Here is a 20,513-nt window from a genome sequence, read left to right on the forward strand (position 1 = left end):
CGTATGACAAATAGCCGTCTATTTATTATATAAGGAGAGGGAAATAATGAAACAGCCTAGTTTAGACTGGCTTACAGATACAGATGTATTTGCTGTGAATCGTTTACCTGCCTATTCAGATCATTTATATTATGAAACAATCGAAGAAGCGAGAGAAAAGGGCGAAATGAATTTGCGCCACAGTTTAAACGGCACATGGAAATTCAGCTATTCGGTAAACGCTATGAGCCGTATCGAAAATTTTTATGAGATTGACTATGATGCTGCTGGATGGGAGACAATTCAAGTTCCCGGTCATATTCAATTACAAGGATTCGGGCAGCCTCATTACGTAAATAAAATGTATCCATGGGATGGCCATGATGATATTCGTCCACCTGAAATCCCCTTGAATGATAATCCGGTTGGCAGTTATATTAAAGAATTTACAGTGCCTGAAAATATGGAGAATAAACCTGTAAACATATCCTTTCAGGGCGTGGAAACAGCATTTTATGTATGGTTAAACGGCAAGTTTGTTGGCTACAGCGAGGATAGTTTTACCCCGTCAGACTTTGAACTGACACCTTATCTGGTGGAAGGCGAAAATAAATTAGCCGTTGAAGTTTATCAAAGAAGTACTGGAAGCTGGCTAGAGGATCAAGACTTCTGGCGTTTCTCAGGAATTTTTAGAGATGTGTATTTATATAGCAAACCAGCTATCCATGCGGAAGATATACATGTACACACCAATTTAGATGATTTATATGAAAATGCTGATTTAGAAGTCCAACTTAAATTGAATACAGACGAATCTGTAAAAGTATCTCTTATATTGGAAGATAGAGATGGCAAGCTGGTTGGAGAGGTTACTGAAGAACAATTCAATTCAGAAGACAGCTTAAAGCTGACTGTGACAAAGCCGGAACTATGGAGTGCAGAAAGCCCATATTTATATCAAGCTTTTATTAAGATTTACAACAAAGAAGGAAAGTTAATAGAAGTTGTTCCGCAAAATGTCGGTTTCCGCCGTTTTGAAATGAAAAACAAAATGATGCATTTAAACGGAAAACGCATTGTTTTTAAAGGCGTCAACCGGCATGACTTTAATTGCCGCAGAGGCAGAGCGGTTACAAAAGAAGATATGCTGTGGGATATTAAAACTTTAAAACAGAATAACATTAACGCAGTCAGAACAGCGCATTATCCTAACCAAAGTTATTGGTATGATCTTTGCGATCAATATGGAATTTACGTAATGGATGAAATGAACTTAGAAACACACGGTACTTGGCAAAAGATGGGGGAGGCCGTTGATGCTGCAACGGCAATTCCGGGAAGCTTGCCGGAATGGGAAAATATTGTTATGGATCGAGCAAATTCAATGTTCGAACGCGATAAAAACCATCCATCAATTTTAATTTGGTCATGCGGAAACGAGTCCCATGCTGGTGAAGTTTTATTAAATGTATCGCGTTATTTTAAAGAAGCGGATCCAAGCCGTCTCGTACATTATGAAGGTGTGTTTTATGACAGAAACTACAATGATACAAGCGATATGGAAAGTCAAATGTATACGAAACCAGCCGACATTGAAGCGTATTTAAAGAATGATCCAGAGAAGCCGTTTATTGCTTGTGAATATATGCATGCAATGGGGAATTCGGTCGGAGGCATGAAGAAATATACAGACCTTGAACGAAAATATCTTATGTATCAAGGCGGCTTTATTTGGGATTACATTGACCAAGGACTTATGAAAAAGGACCGGTACGGCAATGAATTTCTAGCATATGGCGGAGATTTCGGCGATCGGCCAAATGATACGAACTTCTGTATAAACGGCATTATTTACGCAGACCGCAAACTGTCTCCTAAAATGCAGGATATTCGCTTTTTATATCAAGATATAAAATTGTATCCAGACCGTAACGGCGTCAAAATCATGAATGACCGGTTGTTTGAAGGTACTGATGACGTAGTGTTGGAGTATCGCTTATTGTCTGAAGGCGAGCCAGTATATATTGGACAAACTGAAATTCATGTTCAGGCGGGCAGCGAAGCATATGTTAGTTTAGCTATTCCTTCTGAATTAATTACTAAAGGAGAATATGCTATTCAAACTGCATTACTATTAAAAGATGATGCGATTTGGGCGAATAAAGGTTATGAAGTTTCCTTTGGCGAGTATATTTTCCAAGAAGGCAAGCAAAGCTGGGCTATACCAGCGGGAAGCGTTAACGTTGTCAAAGGTGATTTCAATGTCGGTGTTCACGGTAAAAAATTCAGTACGTTATTTTCTTTGGAATCCGGTACGTTAATTTCATTAAATTATGCGGGGAAAGAAATGATGGAAAAAGCGCCTGTACCACAGTTTTGGAGAGCGCTCACTGATAATGACCGGGGAAATCAATCTGGGTTTGAAAAGAGCGCGTGGTATGCGGCGAGTTTAGGTTATCAATGCACCGGCTTTACGATTCAGGATGAAAAAACGCATGCGATTGTTACATTCGATTATTGTTTGGCAATCCATCCTGAAGTAAAGCTGCAAATCACTTATACTGTCTATGCAAATGGAACATTAAAGTGCATTCACACTATAAAGGAGTTGCCGGACTGCCGGAAATGCCAATCTTTGGCATAACATTTAAATTGTCTGCTGATTATGACGAGCTTAAATGGTATGCAAAAGGGCCGAAAGAGAATTACATTGACCGGGCACATGGTGCAAGACTGGGGATTTTTGAGAATACGGTGAAAGACAATGTCGCTGCTTATGTAATTCCGCAAGAATCTGGAAACAGGACGGGCGTTCGAAGCGTTGATATAGCAAACAGCGATGGACTCGGGATAAGAATCTCATCCGTTGATGAACCGATTGAATGTAATATTTCTCCGTATACAGCACATGAATTGGAGAACGCATCTCATCATTATGAATTGCCACAGATTCACCATACCGTTGTAACTGTTGCTGGCAGACAAATGGGGGTTGGCGGAGATGATAGCTGGGGAGCGCCGGTACATGAGGAGTATAGAATTAATGCTGAGGAAGAACTGGAATTTGAGTTTAGGATAGAATCGCTTAATCTGTAAGTGTCGAAACAGGATAAATTTATGAAAAAACAAGTCTTCATTCGAAGGCTTGTTTTTCATGTAAACTGATAGATTAAAAAATTAATTAATATGGTTCGCGACAAAGTACAAGAACTGATTATTGATAGTTTCAAAGGTGTGCAAATTATGAAAGCATCGCTTGGTAATAAAGCCGGACTGCTTGGTGCTGCGGCACTGCATTTATCGGTTAAGTGAACAAGAAGTGGCGTGTTTTAAATGACTAATCAAGGCGGTTTCATGGGCGGACTTTTTACGCTTTGCGATTGGGTTATGAAATCGGGAATTCAGCTGGCGGGGGGCGGAATTCAAGTGATGAAGAGGAGAATTCAGAATTCAGGCAGAGATTCAGTCCCAATGCAATAAAACAACTTAATTCGGTGAAAAAATAATCTATGTTAAAATGGAAACATCAGAAAAAGATTGCTTTACTTATTGAGAAAGGAGGAATACTATGCGCGAAGGTACTTTCCAATGGATGAAATCAGTAAACCGTTCAATCATATTAAATAAAATCCGTACAGATGCACCGATTTCACGAGCTCAAATCGCAAAGGAAACGAAGCTTACACCACCGACTGTCAGCAGTAATGTTAAATCGTTAATCGAAGAAGGCGTTGTTGTGGAAAGTGAATTAGGCGAATCGCAAGGCGGAAGAAAGCCGACGATGCTGCTCATTAATGACGAGGCATTTTACGTAATCGGGACAGATGCGGGTCCTACGAAAATTGAATGTGTCATCGCCGATTTAGCCGGGAATATACATACGCGTAATTCTATTGCTTTGACAGTGCCTATTACGAATGATGAATTTCTAATTAAACTGACTAAATGCATTCGCGAATTAATTGCGGCTGCAACAATTGATACAGATAAATTAATTGGTATTGGCGTAGCGATGCATGGTGTTGTAGATGTTGAAACAGGAACATCTTTAATTGCACCGAATTTAGGGTTAACAAATATTCCCATTAAAGCAGTAATGGAAGAGGAATTTAGACTGCCGGTGAAAGTGGAAAATGACGCAAGAGTGATGGCGTTGGGCGAAGCATGGTTTGGCAATCATGAAGTGATGGATAATATGCTGGCAGTAAACGTTGGCCGCGGCGTCGGAGCAGGAATAGTTGTAGGCGGTAAGCTTTTCCATGGGGCTAATAATATTGCCGGGGAAATAGGCCATATGACGATTGACATTCATGGAGAAGTCTGTGAATGCGGAAACAGAGGTTGCTTGCAAACGTTTGCTACAGGGGCGGCGATTGCGAAACGGGCAAATTTACGTATGCAGCATAATAATGCTATTACTGCTGAAAAAGTATATGAGCTTGCACTTTCCGGCGACCACGACTGCCGGGAGATTTTGGAGGAGACCGGCTCGATTATAGGCGTGGGATTAATGAATTTAATTCATATAATAAACCCTGCAAAAATAGTAATCGGCGGCGGTGTTATGAAATCGGGTAAATTTATTTTACCTGCGATTCAGAAAGCTATCGAAAAACATGCGTTAACGCCGGAAGCTAAGCAAACTGAAGTCGAGATTACAAAATTAGGCGATGATGCGACAATTATCGGAGCAGTGGCGTTAGTGTTAGTAACTATTTTTGAACCAACTGCGTAATAGTTTTTTTGAACAGCCATAATAGAAAGAGAGTCAATCCAAGTAAGCGATTGACTCTCATTTTTTGTAAACAGGAAGCAACTTCATTCATTTAAATTCAACTATCTGTCATTTCAATCCTCTTCCACATCAAACTTAAAAGAAGTTTGTTTCATATACTTTTCACCGGCTTTTAACAAAATAGAAGGAAATTCGGGATGTTCGAGGGAAGCCGGCGAGCCTTGGGTTTCAAAGCAAACGCCTTTATACGGGCCAGCGTCTCCTTCGGCAAATGCAATTTCATCGGTCATCGTATTCGCTGTGTACATGACGACACCCGGCTGATTGGTTTGAATCGTCATTTTTCTTCCGCTGGTTTTTTCCCTCACAAAAATCGGTTCTTGATTCTCGAATATAAAGTAATGATCATAGCCATTAGAAGCTATTGTGTTTTGATTATAGTCGGATTGGATGCCATGTTGAAGTTCCAATCCTTCTCTGAAATCAAACGGGGTACTGCTAACGTCTAACTTTTTCCCAGTCGGTATTAATTCGGTATCAAGTTCGGCGATTTCCCTGGCATCCATTGTTACTCCATGATGGTGAATCGTCTGTTTTGCGTTCCCGCTTAAATTAAAATAAGAATGATTGGTCATCGTTAAAATCGTATCTTGATCTGAAATTCCTTCGTAGTCGATGATTAATTCGTTATCATTCGTTAGTGTATATATGACAGATACATCCAGATTGCCGGGATAGCCGGAAGACATATGCGGACTTGTATGCTGAAGTCGCAATCCGACCGAGTGATTTGATTCAAACGTCTCCGCATTCCAAATAACGTTATGAAATCCGGAAGGACCGCCGTGTAAATGATGTTTTCCATCATTGGCGGGCAGATTAATTAATTTGTCATTCAGTGAAAATACCCCATTGGCAATTCTTCCGGCAACACGACCGATAATCGAGCCGAAATAAGAAGGGTTTTGCTCATAATCAGCAATATTATTATATTTAAGAACGACATTTTCAACGATACCTTCGCGGTTAGGTACGAGGATTTCAGTGATAATGCCGCCAAAATTTAAAATACTGACACTCATTTTCTGGTCATTTTTCAGTGTATATAAAGTCCATCTATTATCCAGTTTTTCACTTGTAATATTCATATTAATCACTAACTTTCGCAGAAATTGCCGCTAGAAATCGCTGCCAGGCCCCATTGTTTTTAAAGACTCCGGCATCGCCTAGAACTCTAGCAAATTTATATCCAAGTTCCCGTTTAAGGATTTCATTTGCCTCATTTTTATTGTTAATTTCCCCGTGTTTTTCCAGCAGCTCTTGAGCCCACTCCAAGTGGTAGTCAGCAATCCCGCTTTGCTTGTTCCTTAAGTAATGACTGATTTCTTCCAGTTCTTCATTCAGGCGTGCCGGTAAAACAGCGAGTCCCATAACTTCTATGAGTCCGATATTTTCTCTTTTAATATGATGCACATCTGCATGCGGATGGAAAATACCGAGCGGATGCTCCTTTGATGTGCGGTTATTGCGCAGCACGATGTCCAGTTCAAATTCATTGCCTCTCATTCTTGCGATAGGCGTCACAGTGTTATGAGGTGTATCATCTGTAAATGCGATGATATTTGCATCAACGTCTGAGTAATTTTTCCATTCATTTAAAATATAAGCCGCGGCCTCTGAAACCGCTTCTTTATCAGAACTTCGCAGCCGAATAGTAGCTAGTGGCCATTCTAATGCCTGCATAGAAACATTTGAAAAATTTTCCAATGAAAATTGAAATTTCGTAGACGCATTAGTCATTGGAAAAGCATAATTTCCTGCTTGATAATGGTCGTGGCTTAAAATAGATCCGCCTACGATAGGCAAGTCGGCATTTGAACCGATAAAATAATGCGGGAATTGTTCAATGAACGAAAGCAATCTTTGAAAAGTATGTGGATTAATTTTCATATCGCGATGTTTTTCTGACAACAGAATGCTATGTTCATTGTAATAAACATACGGGGAATACTGGAAATACCAGTTTTCACCTTCAAGTGGAATCTGAATAACCCGGTGGTTTGCTCGTGCCGGATAGGCAGTTCTGCCAGCATATCCTTCGTTTTCAATACAAAGGACACATGCCGGATAATTAATATCCTTTTTGGCAACCTTTTCTCGCTTAATTTGTTTAGGGTCTTTTTCGGGTTTAGACATATTTATCGTAATATCCATTTCGCCGTATTTTGTTTCGGCTTTAAATTGGATGTTTTTTCGAATGCGGTTCATTTGAATATAGTTGCTGTTTTTGCTCAGTTCATAAAAATAGTCGGTTGCATCTTTTGGATTCGCTTTATATTTTTGCTGAAATTTAGCGTTAATTACCGACGGTCTTGCAATAAAACAATCCATTATTTCTGCGCTAAAAATTTCTTTATCATCAAAAACATCCTCAATGACTTGGCGTTCAATCGCATCTTCAATGATTTTTTCAAGTAAGTTTGGAATTGAGTCATCTGTATATGACCCGGTTGAATCTATTGAATCAAATTTCAATAAGGCAAGGATGCGATTCCGGGTATAAATTTCATCAGCCGGCTCTATCAGCTCAGTTTTTAAGGCTTGCTTAATCAACCCTTCTAGACGTTCAGCAATCATTTTTTAATCCCGTCCTTTACATAGCCATTTGGATGTGCGACATGCCAATTCCATGCATCTTCAATGATTTTTGCAATTGAATTCCGCGAAGGCTGCCATCCAAGTATGTTCTCTGCTTTTTGCGAACTGGCAATAAGTCTTGCTGGATCGCCCGCACGGCGTTCCCCGATGACTGTCGGAATTTCATTGCCGGTTACCTTTCGGGCCTCTTGAATAATCTCTTTTACGGAAAAACCTTGACTGCTCCCGAGGTTAAAAATATCGGATTCTCCGCCTTCGTTTAAATATTCTAAAGCGAGTAAGTGCGCTTCAATCAAATCTTCAACGTGAATATAATCGCGAATGCAAGTGCCGTCTTCAGTATCGTAATCATCGCCAAAAACCGTAATGAATTCACGCTGGCCGAGCGCAGTTTGCAATACAATCGGCACTAAGTGAGTTTCCGGATGATGGTCCTCGCCGATAACTCCGGTTTCCTTTGCGCCTGCTACATTAAAATAACGCAGAGATACGTAGCGGATATCATGAGCATGTTCGCACCATTTCATCAGCTTTTCCATAACAAGCTTTGTTTCGCCATAAGCATTTTGCGGTTGTGTCGGCGTATCCTCTGTAATTGGCATCTTTTCAACATCCCCGTACGTTGCCGCTGTAGAGGAGAAAATGATTTTATTCACGTTATGCTCAGCCATTGCTTGCAGTAAAACTTGCGTGCCATACACATTGTTATCGAAGTATTGAATCGGTTTTTCCATTGATTCGCCAACTAAAGAATTTGCGGCAAAATGAAGGATTGCATCGATTGATTGCTCTTTGAAAACAGTTCGTAAAAAATCGATATCCCGAATATCTCCTTCATAAAAAACAGCATCCGGGTGGATGGCATCTTTATGGCCGGTTTGTAAATTATCAACAACAACTACCTTTTTGTTTTGTTCAATTAATTGGTAAACAGCATGGGAGCCTATATAACCGGCTCCTCCTAATACTAAAATACTCATTGTGCGGCCTCCTTCGTTATTTTTTTCGCGCCATCCACAATTGTCGGCATGTAGAAGCTTGCATCATAGCCGATTTTATCAAGGTAAACATCATTGACAGCTTCTGTAAATGAAGAGATGCTGTTTTTCTCAACAATCGCAATTGCACATCCGCCAAAACCTGCTCCGGTCATCCTTGCACCGATTACTCCAGGTTGTTCCCATGCCGTTTCAACGAGCGTGTCTAGTTCAATTCCAGTCACTTCATAATCATATTGCAATGAAAGGTGTGACTCATTCATTAATAAGCCGAATTGCTTTAAGTCATTTTGTTCCAGTGCTTCATAAGCTTGCAATGTGCGGTTATTCTCATAAACAACATGTTTTGCCCTTCTGCGGACTGTCGAATTCTCAATAAGGTGAGCATTTAAATCAAACTCTTCAGTTGTTAAATCTCCTAAATGCTGGATAGATAAGTGTAATTGCAAGTCACTTAGCGCTGTCCGGCATTCTTGGCTGCGTTCATTATACTTGGAAGTCGCCAATGTGCGCCGTTTGTTCGTGTTCATAATAACGATTGTATAATCTTCCAAATGAAGCGGGGCATATTGGTATTCCAAAGTTTGGCAGTTTAATAGAAGGGCATAGTCTTTCTTGCCCTGTCCAACAGCAAACTGATCCATAATCCCACTATTTACTCCAATGTATTCATTTTCTACTTTTTGTCCTAGCTGAATAATTTGCAGACGCTCTAACGACAAATCAAATAAATTATCCAGCAACACACCTGTTGCCAACTCTATCGAGGCGGAAGAGGATAAACCTGCCCCGTTTGGAATCTCCCCGTAAAATAAAATATCAAGTCCTTCTTCAATGTTGGATTTCGTATCGATTATATATTGAATCATCCCTTTTGGATAATTCGCCCAGTCGTCTTCAGCTTTATACGCCAAATTATCTAAACTGCACTCGATAATCCCACTGCTAGGGAAGTTTAAGGAATAAAAACGCAATTTCCTGTCTTGCCGCTTGAAAGCAAGTGCATACGTCCCCAATGAAATCGCGGCGGGAAAAACATACCCCCCATTATAATCCGTATGTTCGCCAATTAAATTAATCCGGCCGGGTGAAAAGTAAACTGCCGGCAGTCCGGCATCTGGAAAAATCCCCTTAAATTTCTCTTGCAAGTCGTTTATGTTCAATTTAATTATCCTCCTTTTATCATTAACGATAGGGTCATGAAAACTTAATTAAATTAATTTATAAAGTTAAGTTTACGCCAATACAATAGAATTTTCAATATATTTTTATGGTATTTTTAATTTAACAATAAACTGAATACCTTGGAGGGGGAGGGGGACGATGATGAGAGGAACAAAACTTGCCTAATAGCTGTTATTGAGTCGTATCTGTCACAATATTCATTGCGTATACATTTGAATAGGCAGTGAAGATTGTTTTGAACTGAAAAATTGGTTGAGTAAATTACTTGAAAGTTGAATGTTTGAACAATGAAAAGGCATTTTAGAAGTATTTGATAGAATGATTGTTAAAATAGAGATGAAATAAAAACTCTAGGAGGATACCAATGAAAAAAGTAAACTGGGGCGTACTAAGCACTGCAGGCATCGCACAAAAACAATTGCTTCCGGCATTTATGCGTGCCGAAAACGCGGTTGTAACAGCAATTGCAACTGGGAGCGATGTTGAAAAAGCGCAAGAAATCGCAAACAAATTCGAGATTGAGCATGTATATGATAGTTATGAGAAGCTTCTAGACGATCCAACGATTGATGCGGTTTATATTCCTTTACCAAATCATTTACATAAACAGTGGGTCATCAAAGCAGCGAAAAAAGGGAAGCATATTTTATGCGAAAAGCCGGCTGCCATTGCAAGAGAAGAAGTTCTAGAAATGAAGGCAGCATGCGAAGAGAATAACGTCTTATTTATGGAAGCATTTATGTATTATTTCCATCCGCAGCATGCTCGTGTTAAAGAAATCATCGATCGTGGTGAAATCGGTGAAGTGACGTTTATGCAAGCCGGATTTTCATTTTATATGCCGGAAGAGCGTAGGGGGAATAATATTCGCATGAGTCAAGAGAAGGGCGGCGGCAGTATTTATGATATTGGAAGCTATGCCATCCACACGATAAGAAATATTCTTCGAGCAGAGCCCGAATCGGTGCATGTTCATGCCGTAATGGATCCAGACTACGGAATTGATACGGATGCAGTGGGGTATTTGAATTTCCCGAACGGAATACGTGCATCATTTGATTCCAGTTTTAATTTAGCGATGCGACACGAGTATAAAGTACACGGTACGAAAGGGAGCATTACAGTTCCACGTGCTTTTAGACCTGATAATTACGGCGGTGAAGGACTTATTCAAATTGAAAAAGGGGACGTCACAACGACAGAGATTGTTCGAGGCGATCAATATTGTTTACAAGTTGAACATTTGTCCCAAGCTATTTTAGACGGTGAGAAAACGGTTCATCATACTTTTGAAAATACGTTGGATAATATGGCGGTTATTGATGCGTGTTATGCGTCGATTGCGTCGGGTAAGAGTGAGAAAATAAAAGGATAACTTTGGGGAACCTTCACGATGATTGTTAAGGTTCTTTCTATGATTTTCTTTTATCCCAAAGTAACACTTGAAAAGAAAAACGCTTACACCTATTATGTTACATAAGGAGTTTGTTTACTGGGCAAACTAATTAAGGCGACTTACAAAAGAGAGGGCGGTTCACTTTGAAGACTTTTATTACCGATGATTTTCTTTTATACAATGAGACAGCTAAAATTCTTTATCACGAAACAGCAAAAGACCTACCAATTCTTGATTATCATAACCATTTAAATCAACACGAAATTTTAGAAAATAAACGTTTTAACAACTTAGCAGAAGTATGGTTAGGCGGAGATCACTATAAATGGCGTGCGATGCGTGCAAACGGCATTGAAGAGGCTTATATTACAGGAGATAAAAGTGATTATGACAAGTTTCTAGCTTGGTCAAAAACTGTTCCGAATACATTTGGAAATCCGTTATATCACTGGACGCATCTCGAGCTGCTAAGATATTTCGATATCGATGAATTATTAAATGAACAATCAGCGCCGGCAATTTGGGAAGAAGCAAATGCGAAGTTACAATCTGCTGATATGACAGCTAGAACGTTACTGACAAATAAAAAGGTAGAGTTTGTTGGGACAACGGATGATCCAACAGACGATTTGGCGAGCCATATTGAATTGCATAAGGAAGGTTTTGACATCAATGTATCGCCTTCATTCCGACCTGACAAAGGGCTCAATATCGAAAGAAACGATTATTTAGCATGGGTAGATAAATTAGAAGAAGTTACAAATACGTCCATTGAGAACTACAGTGCACTTTTAGATGCATTAAAAGAGCGCATCGATTTCTTTGACGCGCACGGTTGTCGCAGTTCGGACCATGGGATTGAAAGAATGTTTTACGCGGAAGCAACAAAAGAAGAAGTGGACGCGATTTTCTCAAAACGTCTGCAAGGTCAACCATTGACTGCCGATGAAGTTGAAAAGTATAAAACATATACATTAGTCACATTGGGCGAATGGTATGCGGAAAAGGGCTGGGCGATGCAACTTCACTTAAGTCCGTTAAGAAATAATAGTACGAGAATGTTTAAACGATTAGGGGCGGACGCTGGCTTTGATTCAATGGGTGATTATTTAATTGCTGATAAGTTATCAGGATTTTTAGATGAGCTCGATAAAAATGATAAACTGCCGAAAACAATTTTGTATAGTCTAAATGCAAGTGACAATAATATTTTAGCCGCGATGGCAGGAAATTATCAAAATTCCGAGATTCCTGGCAAGGTTCAATTCGGGACGGCATGGTGGTTTAATGATACAATCGAGGGTATGGAAGACCAGATGAAGACGCTAGCCAACTTTGGCTTAATTAGCAACTTCATCGGAATGTTGACAGATTCAAGAAGTTTCCTTTCATTCCCGCGTCATGAGTATTTTAGAAGAATCCTATGTAATTTACTCGGTACTTGGGTTGAGGAAGGAAAAGTGCCGAAAGATATACCATTATTAAAACAATATGTATACAATATTTGCTATGGCAATGCAAAGCGCTATTTCGGCTTGAATGAATAAACAATAATTACTTTGAAACGAGGGAACAACATGTCAAAACAACAAATCGGAGTCATCGGTTTAGCGGTTATGGGTAAAAACTTGGCAATGAATATTGAAAGCAGAGGTTATTCAGTTTCAGTATATAACCGTACGACATCCAGAACCGAGGAATTTTTGGAGAATGAAGCAAAAGGGAAAAACTTTTTTGGTGCAAAAAGCATTGAGGAGTTCGTTAATTCTTTAGAAGTTCCGCGTAAAATTATGTTAATGGTTCAAGCTGGACCTGCTACTGATGCAACGATTGCATCTCTACAGCCATACCTTGAAAAAGGCGATATTTTAATCGACGGTGGAAACACATTATTCGAAGATACGAACCGTCGTAATAAAGAACTTGAAAAAACAGGCATTCACTTTATCGGGACAGGCGTTTCCGGTGGAGAAGAGGGTGCGCTGAATGGTCCTTCACTTATGCCTGGCGGACAAAAAGAAGCGTATGACTTAGTTGCGCCTATTTTTGAAGCGATTGCTGCAAAAGTTGACGGCGATTCATGCAGTACGTATATCGGTCCAGAAGGTGCGGGGCATTATGTGAAAATGGTGCATAACGGCATTGAATACGGAGATATGCAACTGATTGGTGAGTCATACTTTATTCTAAAGCACGTACTAGGTCTAGATGCACAAGAACTCCATGAAGTATTTACTGAGTGGAATAAAGGCGAATTAGACAGTTACTTAATCGAAATTACATCTGAAATATTCACAAAAGTAGACGATGAAACTGGCCAACCATTAGTTGAAGTCATTTTAGATAAAGCAGGTCAAAAAGGAACGGGTGCATGGACAAGTAAAAATGCATTAGATATCGGTGTTCCACTTCCACTTATTACAGAATCTGTCTTCGCTCGTACAATTTCATCGATGAAAGATGAGCGTGTCCGTGCAAGTAAATTATTAGTTGCACCTGAAGTACCAAAGTACGAAGGCGATCGTGAAGAGCTGATTGAAGCTGTTCGAAAAGCATTATTTATGAGTAAAATTTGTTCATACGCACAAGGATTTGCGCAAATGCGTGCACATTCAGAAGAAAACAACTGGAATTTAAATTACGGTGAAATCGCAATGATTTGGCGCGGTGGCTGTATTATCCGTGCACAATTCTTACAAAACATTAAAGATGCATATGACCGTAATCCAGAACTTGAAAACTTATTATTAGATCCTTATTTCAAGGATATTGTTGGAGAGTACCAATCAGCATTACGTAAAGTTGTATCTGTCGCGGTACAACAAGGAATTGCAGTGCCATGTTTCTCAAGTGCGATTGCTTATTACGACAGCTATCGTTCTGAAAACTTATCCGCAAACCTTATTCAAGCACAGCGCGACTATTTCGGCGCGCACACATATGAGCGTAAAGATAAAGAAGGTACATTCCATACGAATTGGTTCTAATCGAAAAAGGTCGTCCATCGCCGGACGACCTTTTTTTCTCTACTTTATGTCAATGAATTGCGAATCCATCCTTCTTATGTGACGTTGCCACTAGCGGAGCATCAAGTGTTAACACAACTTCCGACACTTCTAGAAAACGTTGAATGCCAAGTGCACAAGCACCCAGCGAACAAGACTTATAGCCAAGTCCAGAAAGCACAAGGGAGCCATATTGACTCATCGTTGAATGGAAATTGCGCTTAATCTTCTCGATTGCATTTGGGTACATTTTTAATACACGACTCGTTAATACAACTGTTTCAGGATTGTACAAATTAATAATGTTATTCAATCCTGTGGAAAGGTCAACGATATACTCCTCGAGGATTGCCATCGTATCAGAATCTTTTTGTTCAATTAATTGTTCAAGTTCATCATATGTTAGATAATCTACTTGCATGTGCTTCATCAATTTAATAAACAAACTTTTTTCTGATGAATATAATTCCCAACATCCACGATTCCCGCAATTACATAATTCACCATTTTGTTTAATAATCATATGGCCCATTTCACCGGAAAATCCGTGAAAGCCAGTTTGCAAATTCCCGTCTACCATTAAACCTACGCCAATCCCTGAGGAAAGCATAATACAAAGTAAGTTGTCGCTATCGTGGTATGCATACACACGCTCGGCATAGGCTGATAAATTGGCATTGTTTTGAATCGAAATGTCAATTTCCAGTACATTTTCTAAGTCTTCTTTTAACGATTTATTTTCCCATTGATAGGCAGGTACAAAGTGAATCTTTTCGTCATTACTTACAGTTCCGTGCACACCAATAATGGCGCTAATTAATCCGTATTCACTCGAAGCCCATTCGGATTGATAGTGTTGAATATCCTGAATGAGCATCGCAACAATCTCATCATAATCGACAGTATCCAACTTAACGGATTTGTAGTGGACAGGTTGCCCGCCTAAATCGGTAACGATATATTGAATTTGCTTGTAATCTAAGTCGACTCCTAACACGTACCCGGCTTTTCGGTTGATAGAAAGCATAATGGGTCTTCTACCAACAGTGTTGTGCTCTTGCTGCGATTCAAAAATTAAATGTTCATTTAATAAATCCGCAACTTGGACAGAAACCGTTGCTTTATTAAGTCCAGTTATTTTAGAGAGATCTGCCCTTGAAACCGATTGTTCTTCGATAATTTTTCTTAATATTAATCCTCTGTTTATTTTTTTTATGTATGCGCCGTCGCCTGTAATCATATAAATCCCCCTGATTCTACATCAATTGTTTATCGCACCAATTAATTAGTTGAACATAGCCTCTCTTAGTTAAACTTAGTTTACCTTTGTTAAACTGAGTTTACCTTTGTTGGTTTAGGATATTTAAATCTGTATACTTATTTCTAGTATAGCAAAGAAAGGCGCGTTAAAAATGAAAGTTCTCTATTTCGACTGTTTTTCAGGCATTAGCGGTGACATGGTAATAGGAGCGTTAATTGATGCCGGTGGCGACATCGTTCATTTAGAAAATGAATTAAAGAAACTAAAGATGGAAGATGAATATGAGTTGAAGGTTGCCAAAGTTGTAAAAAATGGCATCACAAGTACAAAGTTCGATGTTTTATTAACGGATGGAAATCACCATGACCATCATCATCGTTCCTATAAGCATATTGTCGAGATGATTCAAAAGGCTAAGTTTTCGGAGCGTGCAGAGAAAATTGCATTGAAAATTTTCGAGAAGATAGGTGTTGCTGAAGGTAAGATTCACGGTGTTCCACTTGAGGACGTCCATTTTCATGAAGTAGGCGCGGTTGATTCAATCATTGACATTGTCGGCGCGGCGATTTTATTGGACTTATTAAATCCCGACAGTATCCAATCATCTTCGGTTCCAGTCGGTTCCGGCAAGATTCGTATTGAACATGGAATTTATCCAGTTCCGGCACCAGCAACATTAGAAATCTTACGTGGTGTGCCCATTGCTGCGAGCGATGTAAAAGGAGAGCTCGCAACCCCAACAGGCGCGGCGATTGTTGCTGCATTAGCGAATAGTTTTGGGACGATGCCGAGTATGACGGTCGAACAAATTGGTTACGGGGCGGGGACAAAAACATTTTCAAGCCATCCGAATATTTTAAGGGTAATGATTGGTGAAAAGTTGTAAAAAAGTAAATTAAATATTCACGACCACTTTAAGTGCCTTTATTACAAGGTTTAGTCAATTATTTCGTAATCCAATAACGGTCAATATATAGTTTGGGCAATTATGAAATTGCCCCTGTTAGTAAATAAAAGGTTGTTTAAAAATGGAATCTTCAGTTTTTAAACAACCTTTTTGTGAAGAAAATAAGAACAAAAAAACCTTGAAAATAAAAGCGCCTGCATCTATAATAAATTTTAATTAGTTTGTTTATCGGCTAAATTAATTCGAGTGAAATTTTTATGAAAGCGGTAGCATATCAGGAGAATTTACGGTGCATAATATTTAGTTAAGGAGAGGTTCATGTGAATAAAAAGTTTATCTCATTGCTATTAAGCGTTTTCATAGCAACAATTATGTTAGCAGCATGTGGAGCTTCTGGATCTTCAGATAAAGCAATTGTATTACGTTTGGCTGACAATCACCCCGAAGACTATCCAACAGTGATTGGCGATAAGAAATTTGCTGAGTTAGTTGAAGAAAAAACAGAAGGTCGTTATAAAATTGACGTTTATGCTGGAGGGCAGCTAGGAAGTGAGAAAAGCATTGTAGAATTACTTCAACTCGGTGCAATCGATTTAACGCGAGTGAATACAATGCCGCTGACAGAATTCTCCAAAGACGTTGGTGTTTTATCTTTACCTTATCTTTTTGAAGACGAGGATTCGAAATGGGAACATTTAAATGGAGAATTAGGAAGAGAGCTACTTGATACTTTTGAAGGTACGAATTTAATTGGTCTTGCTTTTTATGACTCGGGTGAGCGAAGTATTTATAATTCCAAAAAACCAATTGAAACGCCGGCAGATTTAAAAGGATTAAAAATTCGGGTGCAACCATCGGAACTAGCGATTGATGTCTTTAAATCTTTTGGCGCTTCAGCAACACCAATGGCATACAGTGAAGTGTATTCGGCCATTCAAACAGGAGTTATAGATGGCGGAGAGAATAACTGGCCAAGTTATTACACATCCAATCATTATGAAGTGGCAGGATATTTTACTGAAAATAACTATTCTGGACCGCCTGAAATTTTACTAGGTTCACAAAAGTTATGGGATCGGTTAAGTGAAGAAGATAGGGAAATATTTAGAGAAGCAGCATTAGAATCTGTAGCTGTACAGCGTGAGGCATGGGCTGAATTAACTGAGAAATCTAGAGAAGCCGTGATTGAAAGAGGAAATGAAGTAATTGAAATAAAAGACTTTACACCTTGGAGAGAAGCTGTTGAGCCGGTATATGAAAAATATGGCGGACCCTATAAAAAATGGATTGATAAAATTCAAAGTAGTAAGTAAGAATGATGATGTTTTCGTCTATTTTAAATTCGGTGAAAATGACAGTTTTTTTGGACAAAGGGGGAAATACTTATGAAAGCGATTAAGTGGATCAAAAATATTTTAGATCGTCTGCTTGTAGGCGTATCTATGACGGCTTTACTGGCGATGATTTTAATCATTATATATCAAGTTTTTTCAAGACAACTATTCCAACATACGCCGTCTTGGGCAGAAGAACTTTCCATTATTCTTTTTGTGTGGACGAGCTTTTTAGGAATTGCTTATGGGTTTAAAGCAAGACTTCATATTGGGGTCAGTTTTTTAGTTGATATGTTTCCAACTAAATTGCAGGATGCAATGGATTTTCTAGCAAAGATATTAATTATTATCTTCGGTATTGTTTTAGTCGTTTATGGATGGAAATTTACAGTTATAATGGGCGGTTCAACTCTTGCTGGAACAGGTCTTCAATCTAGTTATTTATATGCGGCTATTCCTGTTACGGGCATATTCGTGTTACTATACGGAATTGAATTGCTGTTTTCTAAAGGGTTACACCAAGAATATAACGATGAGATTGATGTTGATGCACTAGATGCAGTCGAAGATAGGAGGGCTTAAAGAATGGCAATATTAATACTACTAGGTGTTTTTATTTTACTCTTATTATTAAGGGTTCCAATTGCGCTTACTTTGGCTATATCTTCAATTGCAACTGGCGTTTATTTGCATATTGATTTAGCGGCGATTATGCAACGTATGGTTAGTGGCGTTAACTCTTTTTCATTAATTGCAATTCCGTTCTTTATATTAGCCGGAGAAATTATGAATGAAGGTGGAATCTCCCGCCGCTTAATTAATCTTGCGAACGTAATTATTGGAAGAATTAGAGGTGGATTAGCGCTCGTAAACGTTATTACAAGTACCTTGTTTGGCGGGATATCCGGTTCTGCTTTGGCAGACGTATCCTCTTTGGGATCGGTGTTAATTCCAATGATGAGAAAGCAAGGGTACGATAATGATTATGCGGTAAGTGTTACTACAGCATCCGCTACACAAGGTGTTATCATTCCCCCTAGTCATAATATGATTATTTACTCAACCGCAGCGGGTGGGGTATCTGTTGGGGCCTTGTTTATGGGTGGATTAATACCGGGATTATTACTTGGATTTGCATTATTAGTGCTAACTTATATCATTGCAGTGAAAAGAAATTATCCTAAAGGCGAACCAATTAAAAAAGAAGAAGTTCCTAAAATTGTACGAGAAGGCTTATTAGGGCTACTGACAGCCGTCATTATTATGGGCGGAATCATTAGCGGCTTTTTCACGGCTACTGAATCAGCGGCTATAGGTGCACTTTACGCGTTCATTATCACGTTCTTTGTGTATAAAGATATTCCGCTTAGCCGTTTCAAAGTAATCTTATATCGTGCATTTAGAACACTTTCAATGGTTATGTTTTTAATTGCAGCTTCTTCAGCTTTTGGTTGGATGTTGGCGTTATTAAAGGTTCCAGCAATGGCAACAGACTTTATTTTAACCATTTCACCAAACGACATTACGACGTTGCTTTTAATTAATTTAATCTTATTGTTACTGGGCATGGTGATGGATATGGCCCCACTTATATTAATTGCAACACCAGTTTTATTGCCTATTGCGATAGAGATTGGAATGGACCCAGTTCATTTTGGAGTTGTATTAGTCCTTAACTTAGCAATTGGTTTGGTTACACCGCCAGTAGGTTCTGTGTTATTTGTCGGAGCAGCAATCGGACGAATACCTATTGAAAGGGCTGCAAGGTCCATGTTACCGTTCTATGGCGTATTAATATTCGTGTTGTTATTAATTTCATTTGTCCCAAGTATTGTCATGTATCTGCCACAGCTTCTGGCGAAATAGAACATAAGGAATGTTGCAGAGGGCGTAAGTAGCTGTGCAAGACGATTCATCAATAGTTAATAGTATTTGACGCTTACTTATGAAAATGATAATCTTTAATTGAAATAAATTGGTTTAGTTGACAAACAAACTAAAGTTTTATGATTTGTGAAAGCGGTTAAAGCTTACTTCCATACAAGAAAATAAGGGATTTGGGCATCACTAACACTTGAACAAATCGGTGGCATAGTAATCATTAGAAAATGAATAAAAGTGAGGCGATTCAAGATGAACAAAACTTTGGAAGAAAAAAATCGTCACTTAGGAGAAATCCTGTCAGGCATGGAACGTGTCCTTGTAGCATTTTCAGGCGGTGTGGATAGCACGCTTGTCCTAAAGCGCGCACAAGAAGAACTTGGCGACCAAGTGTTAGCAGTTGTCGTTGCATCTGAATTATTCCGTAAAGAAGAATTTGAAGGTGCGGTACAATTAGCTGAAAAAATGGGTGTGAACGTTTATAAGACGGAAATTAAAGAACTTGAGAATCCGCATATTGTGGCAAACAATCCAGACAGCTGGTACCACAGTAAAAAAATGTTGTATAGCCACTTGAATGACATTGCGGAAGAATTAGGTTATTCGTATGTTTTGGACGGCATGATTATGGATGACTTGGATGATTTCCGTCCAGGCTTGAAAGCAAGAACTGAGGCGGGTGCACGAAGCGTTTTACAGGAAGCTAACATTTATAAACATGAAGTGAGAGAACTTGCGAATCAGCTTGAGCTGCCAGTCTGGGATAAGCCGGCATCATGTAGTTTAGCGTCAAGAATTCCATATGGCGTTCAACTTGATAAGAAAAAAATCGAGCAAGTAAATGAGGCTGAAATATTTTTAGATAAATTAGGCTTCCCTCAAACGAGAGTCCGTCATCATGGAAATGTAGCACGAATCGAAGTAACACCTGAACAAATTCCGTCTATGGTTGAAAAGCGTGAACAAATTCAAATGAAACTGACTTCACTTGGATTTGCATATGTTTCGATTGATTTACTTGGATATCGTACAGGAAGCATGAACGAGGAATTGCCAGCAACGATTTTAGAAAAAGCATCAAATAGTTAGTTTGTTATTGGGTCCCATTCTGAATCGAATAAATCGAGAATGGGACCTTTATCTGGTTAATTAGTTTGCTGGATAAACGAATTGT

The 20,513-nt window shown here is 39.1% G+C and carries 16 protein-coding genes and 1 pseudogene; 12 read left to right on the forward strand and 5 right to left on the reverse strand.

From position 1 onward, the window contains the following. Positions 1-46 precede the first annotated feature (46 nt). From AB1H92_RS03190 to AB1H92_RS03205, 4 genes and pseudogenes are all read left to right on the forward strand, one after another. Positions 47-3,075, forward strand: a pseudogene (locus tag AB1H92_RS03190) (glycoside hydrolase family 2 TIM barrel-domain containing protein). A 90-nt stretch (positions 3,076-3,165) separates the two neighbouring features. Next, the gene (locus AB1H92_RS03195) at positions 3,166-3,291 is read left to right on the forward strand and encodes a hypothetical protein (protein ID WP_115360139.1); all 126 of its coding nucleotides are present in this window, start codon (positions 3,166-3,168) and stop codon (positions 3,289-3,291) included. Between the two features lie 21 nt (positions 3,292-3,312). Continuing rightward, positions 3,313-3,459, forward strand: a complete 147-nt coding sequence (locus tag AB1H92_RS03200; protein ID WP_166739543.1) for a hypothetical protein — start codon at positions 3,313-3,315, stop codon at positions 3,457-3,459. Between the two features lie 88 nt (positions 3,460-3,547). Then, a complete protein-coding gene (locus tag AB1H92_RS03205; protein WP_115360140.1) occupies positions 3,548-4,714 on the forward strand; it encodes an ROK family transcriptional regulator in 1,167 nt (388 codons plus the stop codon). Positions 4,715-4,827: 113 nt separating this feature from the next. On the opposite strand, the gene AB1H92_RS03210 is transcribed toward AB1H92_RS03205, so the two are convergent. Genes AB1H92_RS03210 through AB1H92_RS03225 form a run of 4 tightly spaced genes read right to left on the reverse strand, consistent with a single transcriptional unit; the run spans position 4,828 to position 9,533 of the window. Then, the gene (locus AB1H92_RS03210; RefSeq protein ID WP_115360141.1) at positions 4,828-5,862 is read right to left on the reverse strand and encodes an aldose epimerase family protein; all 1,035 of its coding nucleotides are present in this window, start codon (positions 5,860-5,862) and stop codon (positions 4,828-4,830) included. 1 nt (position 5,863) lies between these two features. Further along, a complete protein-coding gene (gene galT / locus AB1H92_RS03215) occupies positions 5,864-7,351 on the reverse strand; it encodes a UDP-glucose--hexose-1-phosphate uridylyltransferase (protein ID WP_115360142.1) in 1,488 nt (495 codons plus the stop codon). Beyond that, complete coding sequence (gene galE, locus AB1H92_RS03220; RefSeq protein ID WP_115360143.1) at positions 7,348-8,352, reverse strand: UDP-glucose 4-epimerase GalE; 1,005 nt, start codon at positions 8,350-8,352, stop codon at positions 7,348-7,350. The genes galT and galE overlap by 4 nt, the downstream gene beginning before the upstream one ends. Next, on the reverse strand, positions 8,349-9,533 hold the full coding sequence (locus AB1H92_RS03225; RefSeq protein ID WP_115360144.1) for a galactokinase: 1,185 nt from the start codon (positions 9,531-9,533) through the stop codon (positions 8,349-8,351). The genes galE and AB1H92_RS03225 overlap by 4 nt, the downstream gene beginning before the upstream one ends. A 386-nt stretch (positions 9,534-9,919) precedes the next feature. On the opposite strand from AB1H92_RS03225, the gene AB1H92_RS03230 reads away from it, so the two are divergent. The 3 genes from AB1H92_RS03230 to gndA all read left to right on the forward strand — a co-directional run bounded on the left by AB1H92_RS03230 (position 9,920) and on the right by gndA (position 13,938). After that, positions 9,920-10,930: a Gfo/Idh/MocA family protein gene (locus AB1H92_RS03230; protein WP_115360145.1), complete on the forward strand. Its 1,011-nt coding sequence runs from the start codon at positions 9,920-9,922 to the stop codon at positions 10,928-10,930. Positions 10,931-11,094: 164 nt separating this feature from the next. After that, the gene (gene uxaC / locus AB1H92_RS03235; protein ID WP_115360146.1) at positions 11,095-12,498 is read left to right on the forward strand and encodes a glucuronate isomerase; all 1,404 of its coding nucleotides are present in this window, start codon (positions 11,095-11,097) and stop codon (positions 12,496-12,498) included. Positions 12,499-12,528: 30 nt separating this feature from the next. Next, complete coding sequence (gene gndA / locus AB1H92_RS03240; protein ID WP_115360147.1) at positions 12,529-13,938, forward strand: NADP-dependent phosphogluconate dehydrogenase; 1,410 nt, start codon at positions 12,529-12,531, stop codon at positions 13,936-13,938. Between the two features lie 49 nt (positions 13,939-13,987). Here gndA and AB1H92_RS03245 read toward each other — a convergent pair whose 3' ends face one another. Beyond that, positions 13,988-15,196 (reverse strand): ROK family transcriptional regulator, encoded by a 1,209-nt coding sequence (locus AB1H92_RS03245; protein WP_115360148.1) that lies wholly within the window; start codon positions 15,194-15,196, stop codon positions 13,988-13,990. Between the two features lie 172 nt (positions 15,197-15,368). On the opposite strand from AB1H92_RS03245, the gene larC reads away from it, so the two are divergent. The 5 genes from larC to larE all read left to right on the forward strand — a co-directional run bounded on the left by larC (position 15,369) and on the right by larE (position 20,428). After that, on the forward strand, positions 15,369-16,103 hold the full coding sequence (gene larC, locus AB1H92_RS03250) for a nickel pincer cofactor biosynthesis protein LarC (protein ID WP_115360149.1): 735 nt from the start codon (positions 15,369-15,371) through the stop codon (positions 16,101-16,103). Between the two features lie 341 nt (positions 16,104-16,444). Next, positions 16,445-17,437: a TRAP transporter substrate-binding protein gene (locus AB1H92_RS03255; protein ID WP_243835606.1), complete on the forward strand. Its 993-nt coding sequence runs from the start codon at positions 16,445-16,447 to the stop codon at positions 17,435-17,437. Positions 17,438-17,509: 72 nt separating this feature from the next. Beyond that, positions 17,510-18,040, forward strand: coding sequence for a TRAP transporter small permease (locus AB1H92_RS03260; RefSeq protein WP_115360150.1), 531 nt, complete (start codon positions 17,510-17,512; stop codon positions 18,038-18,040). A gap of 3 nt (positions 18,041-18,043) precedes the next feature. Next, entirely contained in the window at positions 18,044-19,324 is a 1,281-nt protein-coding gene (locus AB1H92_RS03265; RefSeq protein WP_115360151.1) for a TRAP transporter large permease, read from the forward strand. Positions 19,325-19,591: 267 nt separating this feature from the next. Next, the gene (gene larE / locus AB1H92_RS03270) at positions 19,592-20,428 is read left to right on the forward strand and encodes an ATP-dependent sacrificial sulfur transferase LarE (RefSeq protein ID WP_115360152.1); all 837 of its coding nucleotides are present in this window, start codon (positions 19,592-19,594) and stop codon (positions 20,426-20,428) included. Positions 20,429-20,513: the final 85 nt, after the last annotated feature.

The organism is Sporosarcina pasteurii (assembly GCF_041295575.1).
Classification (GTDB): domain Bacteria; phylum Bacillota; class Bacilli; order Bacillales_A; family Planococcaceae; genus Sporosarcina; species Sporosarcina pasteurii.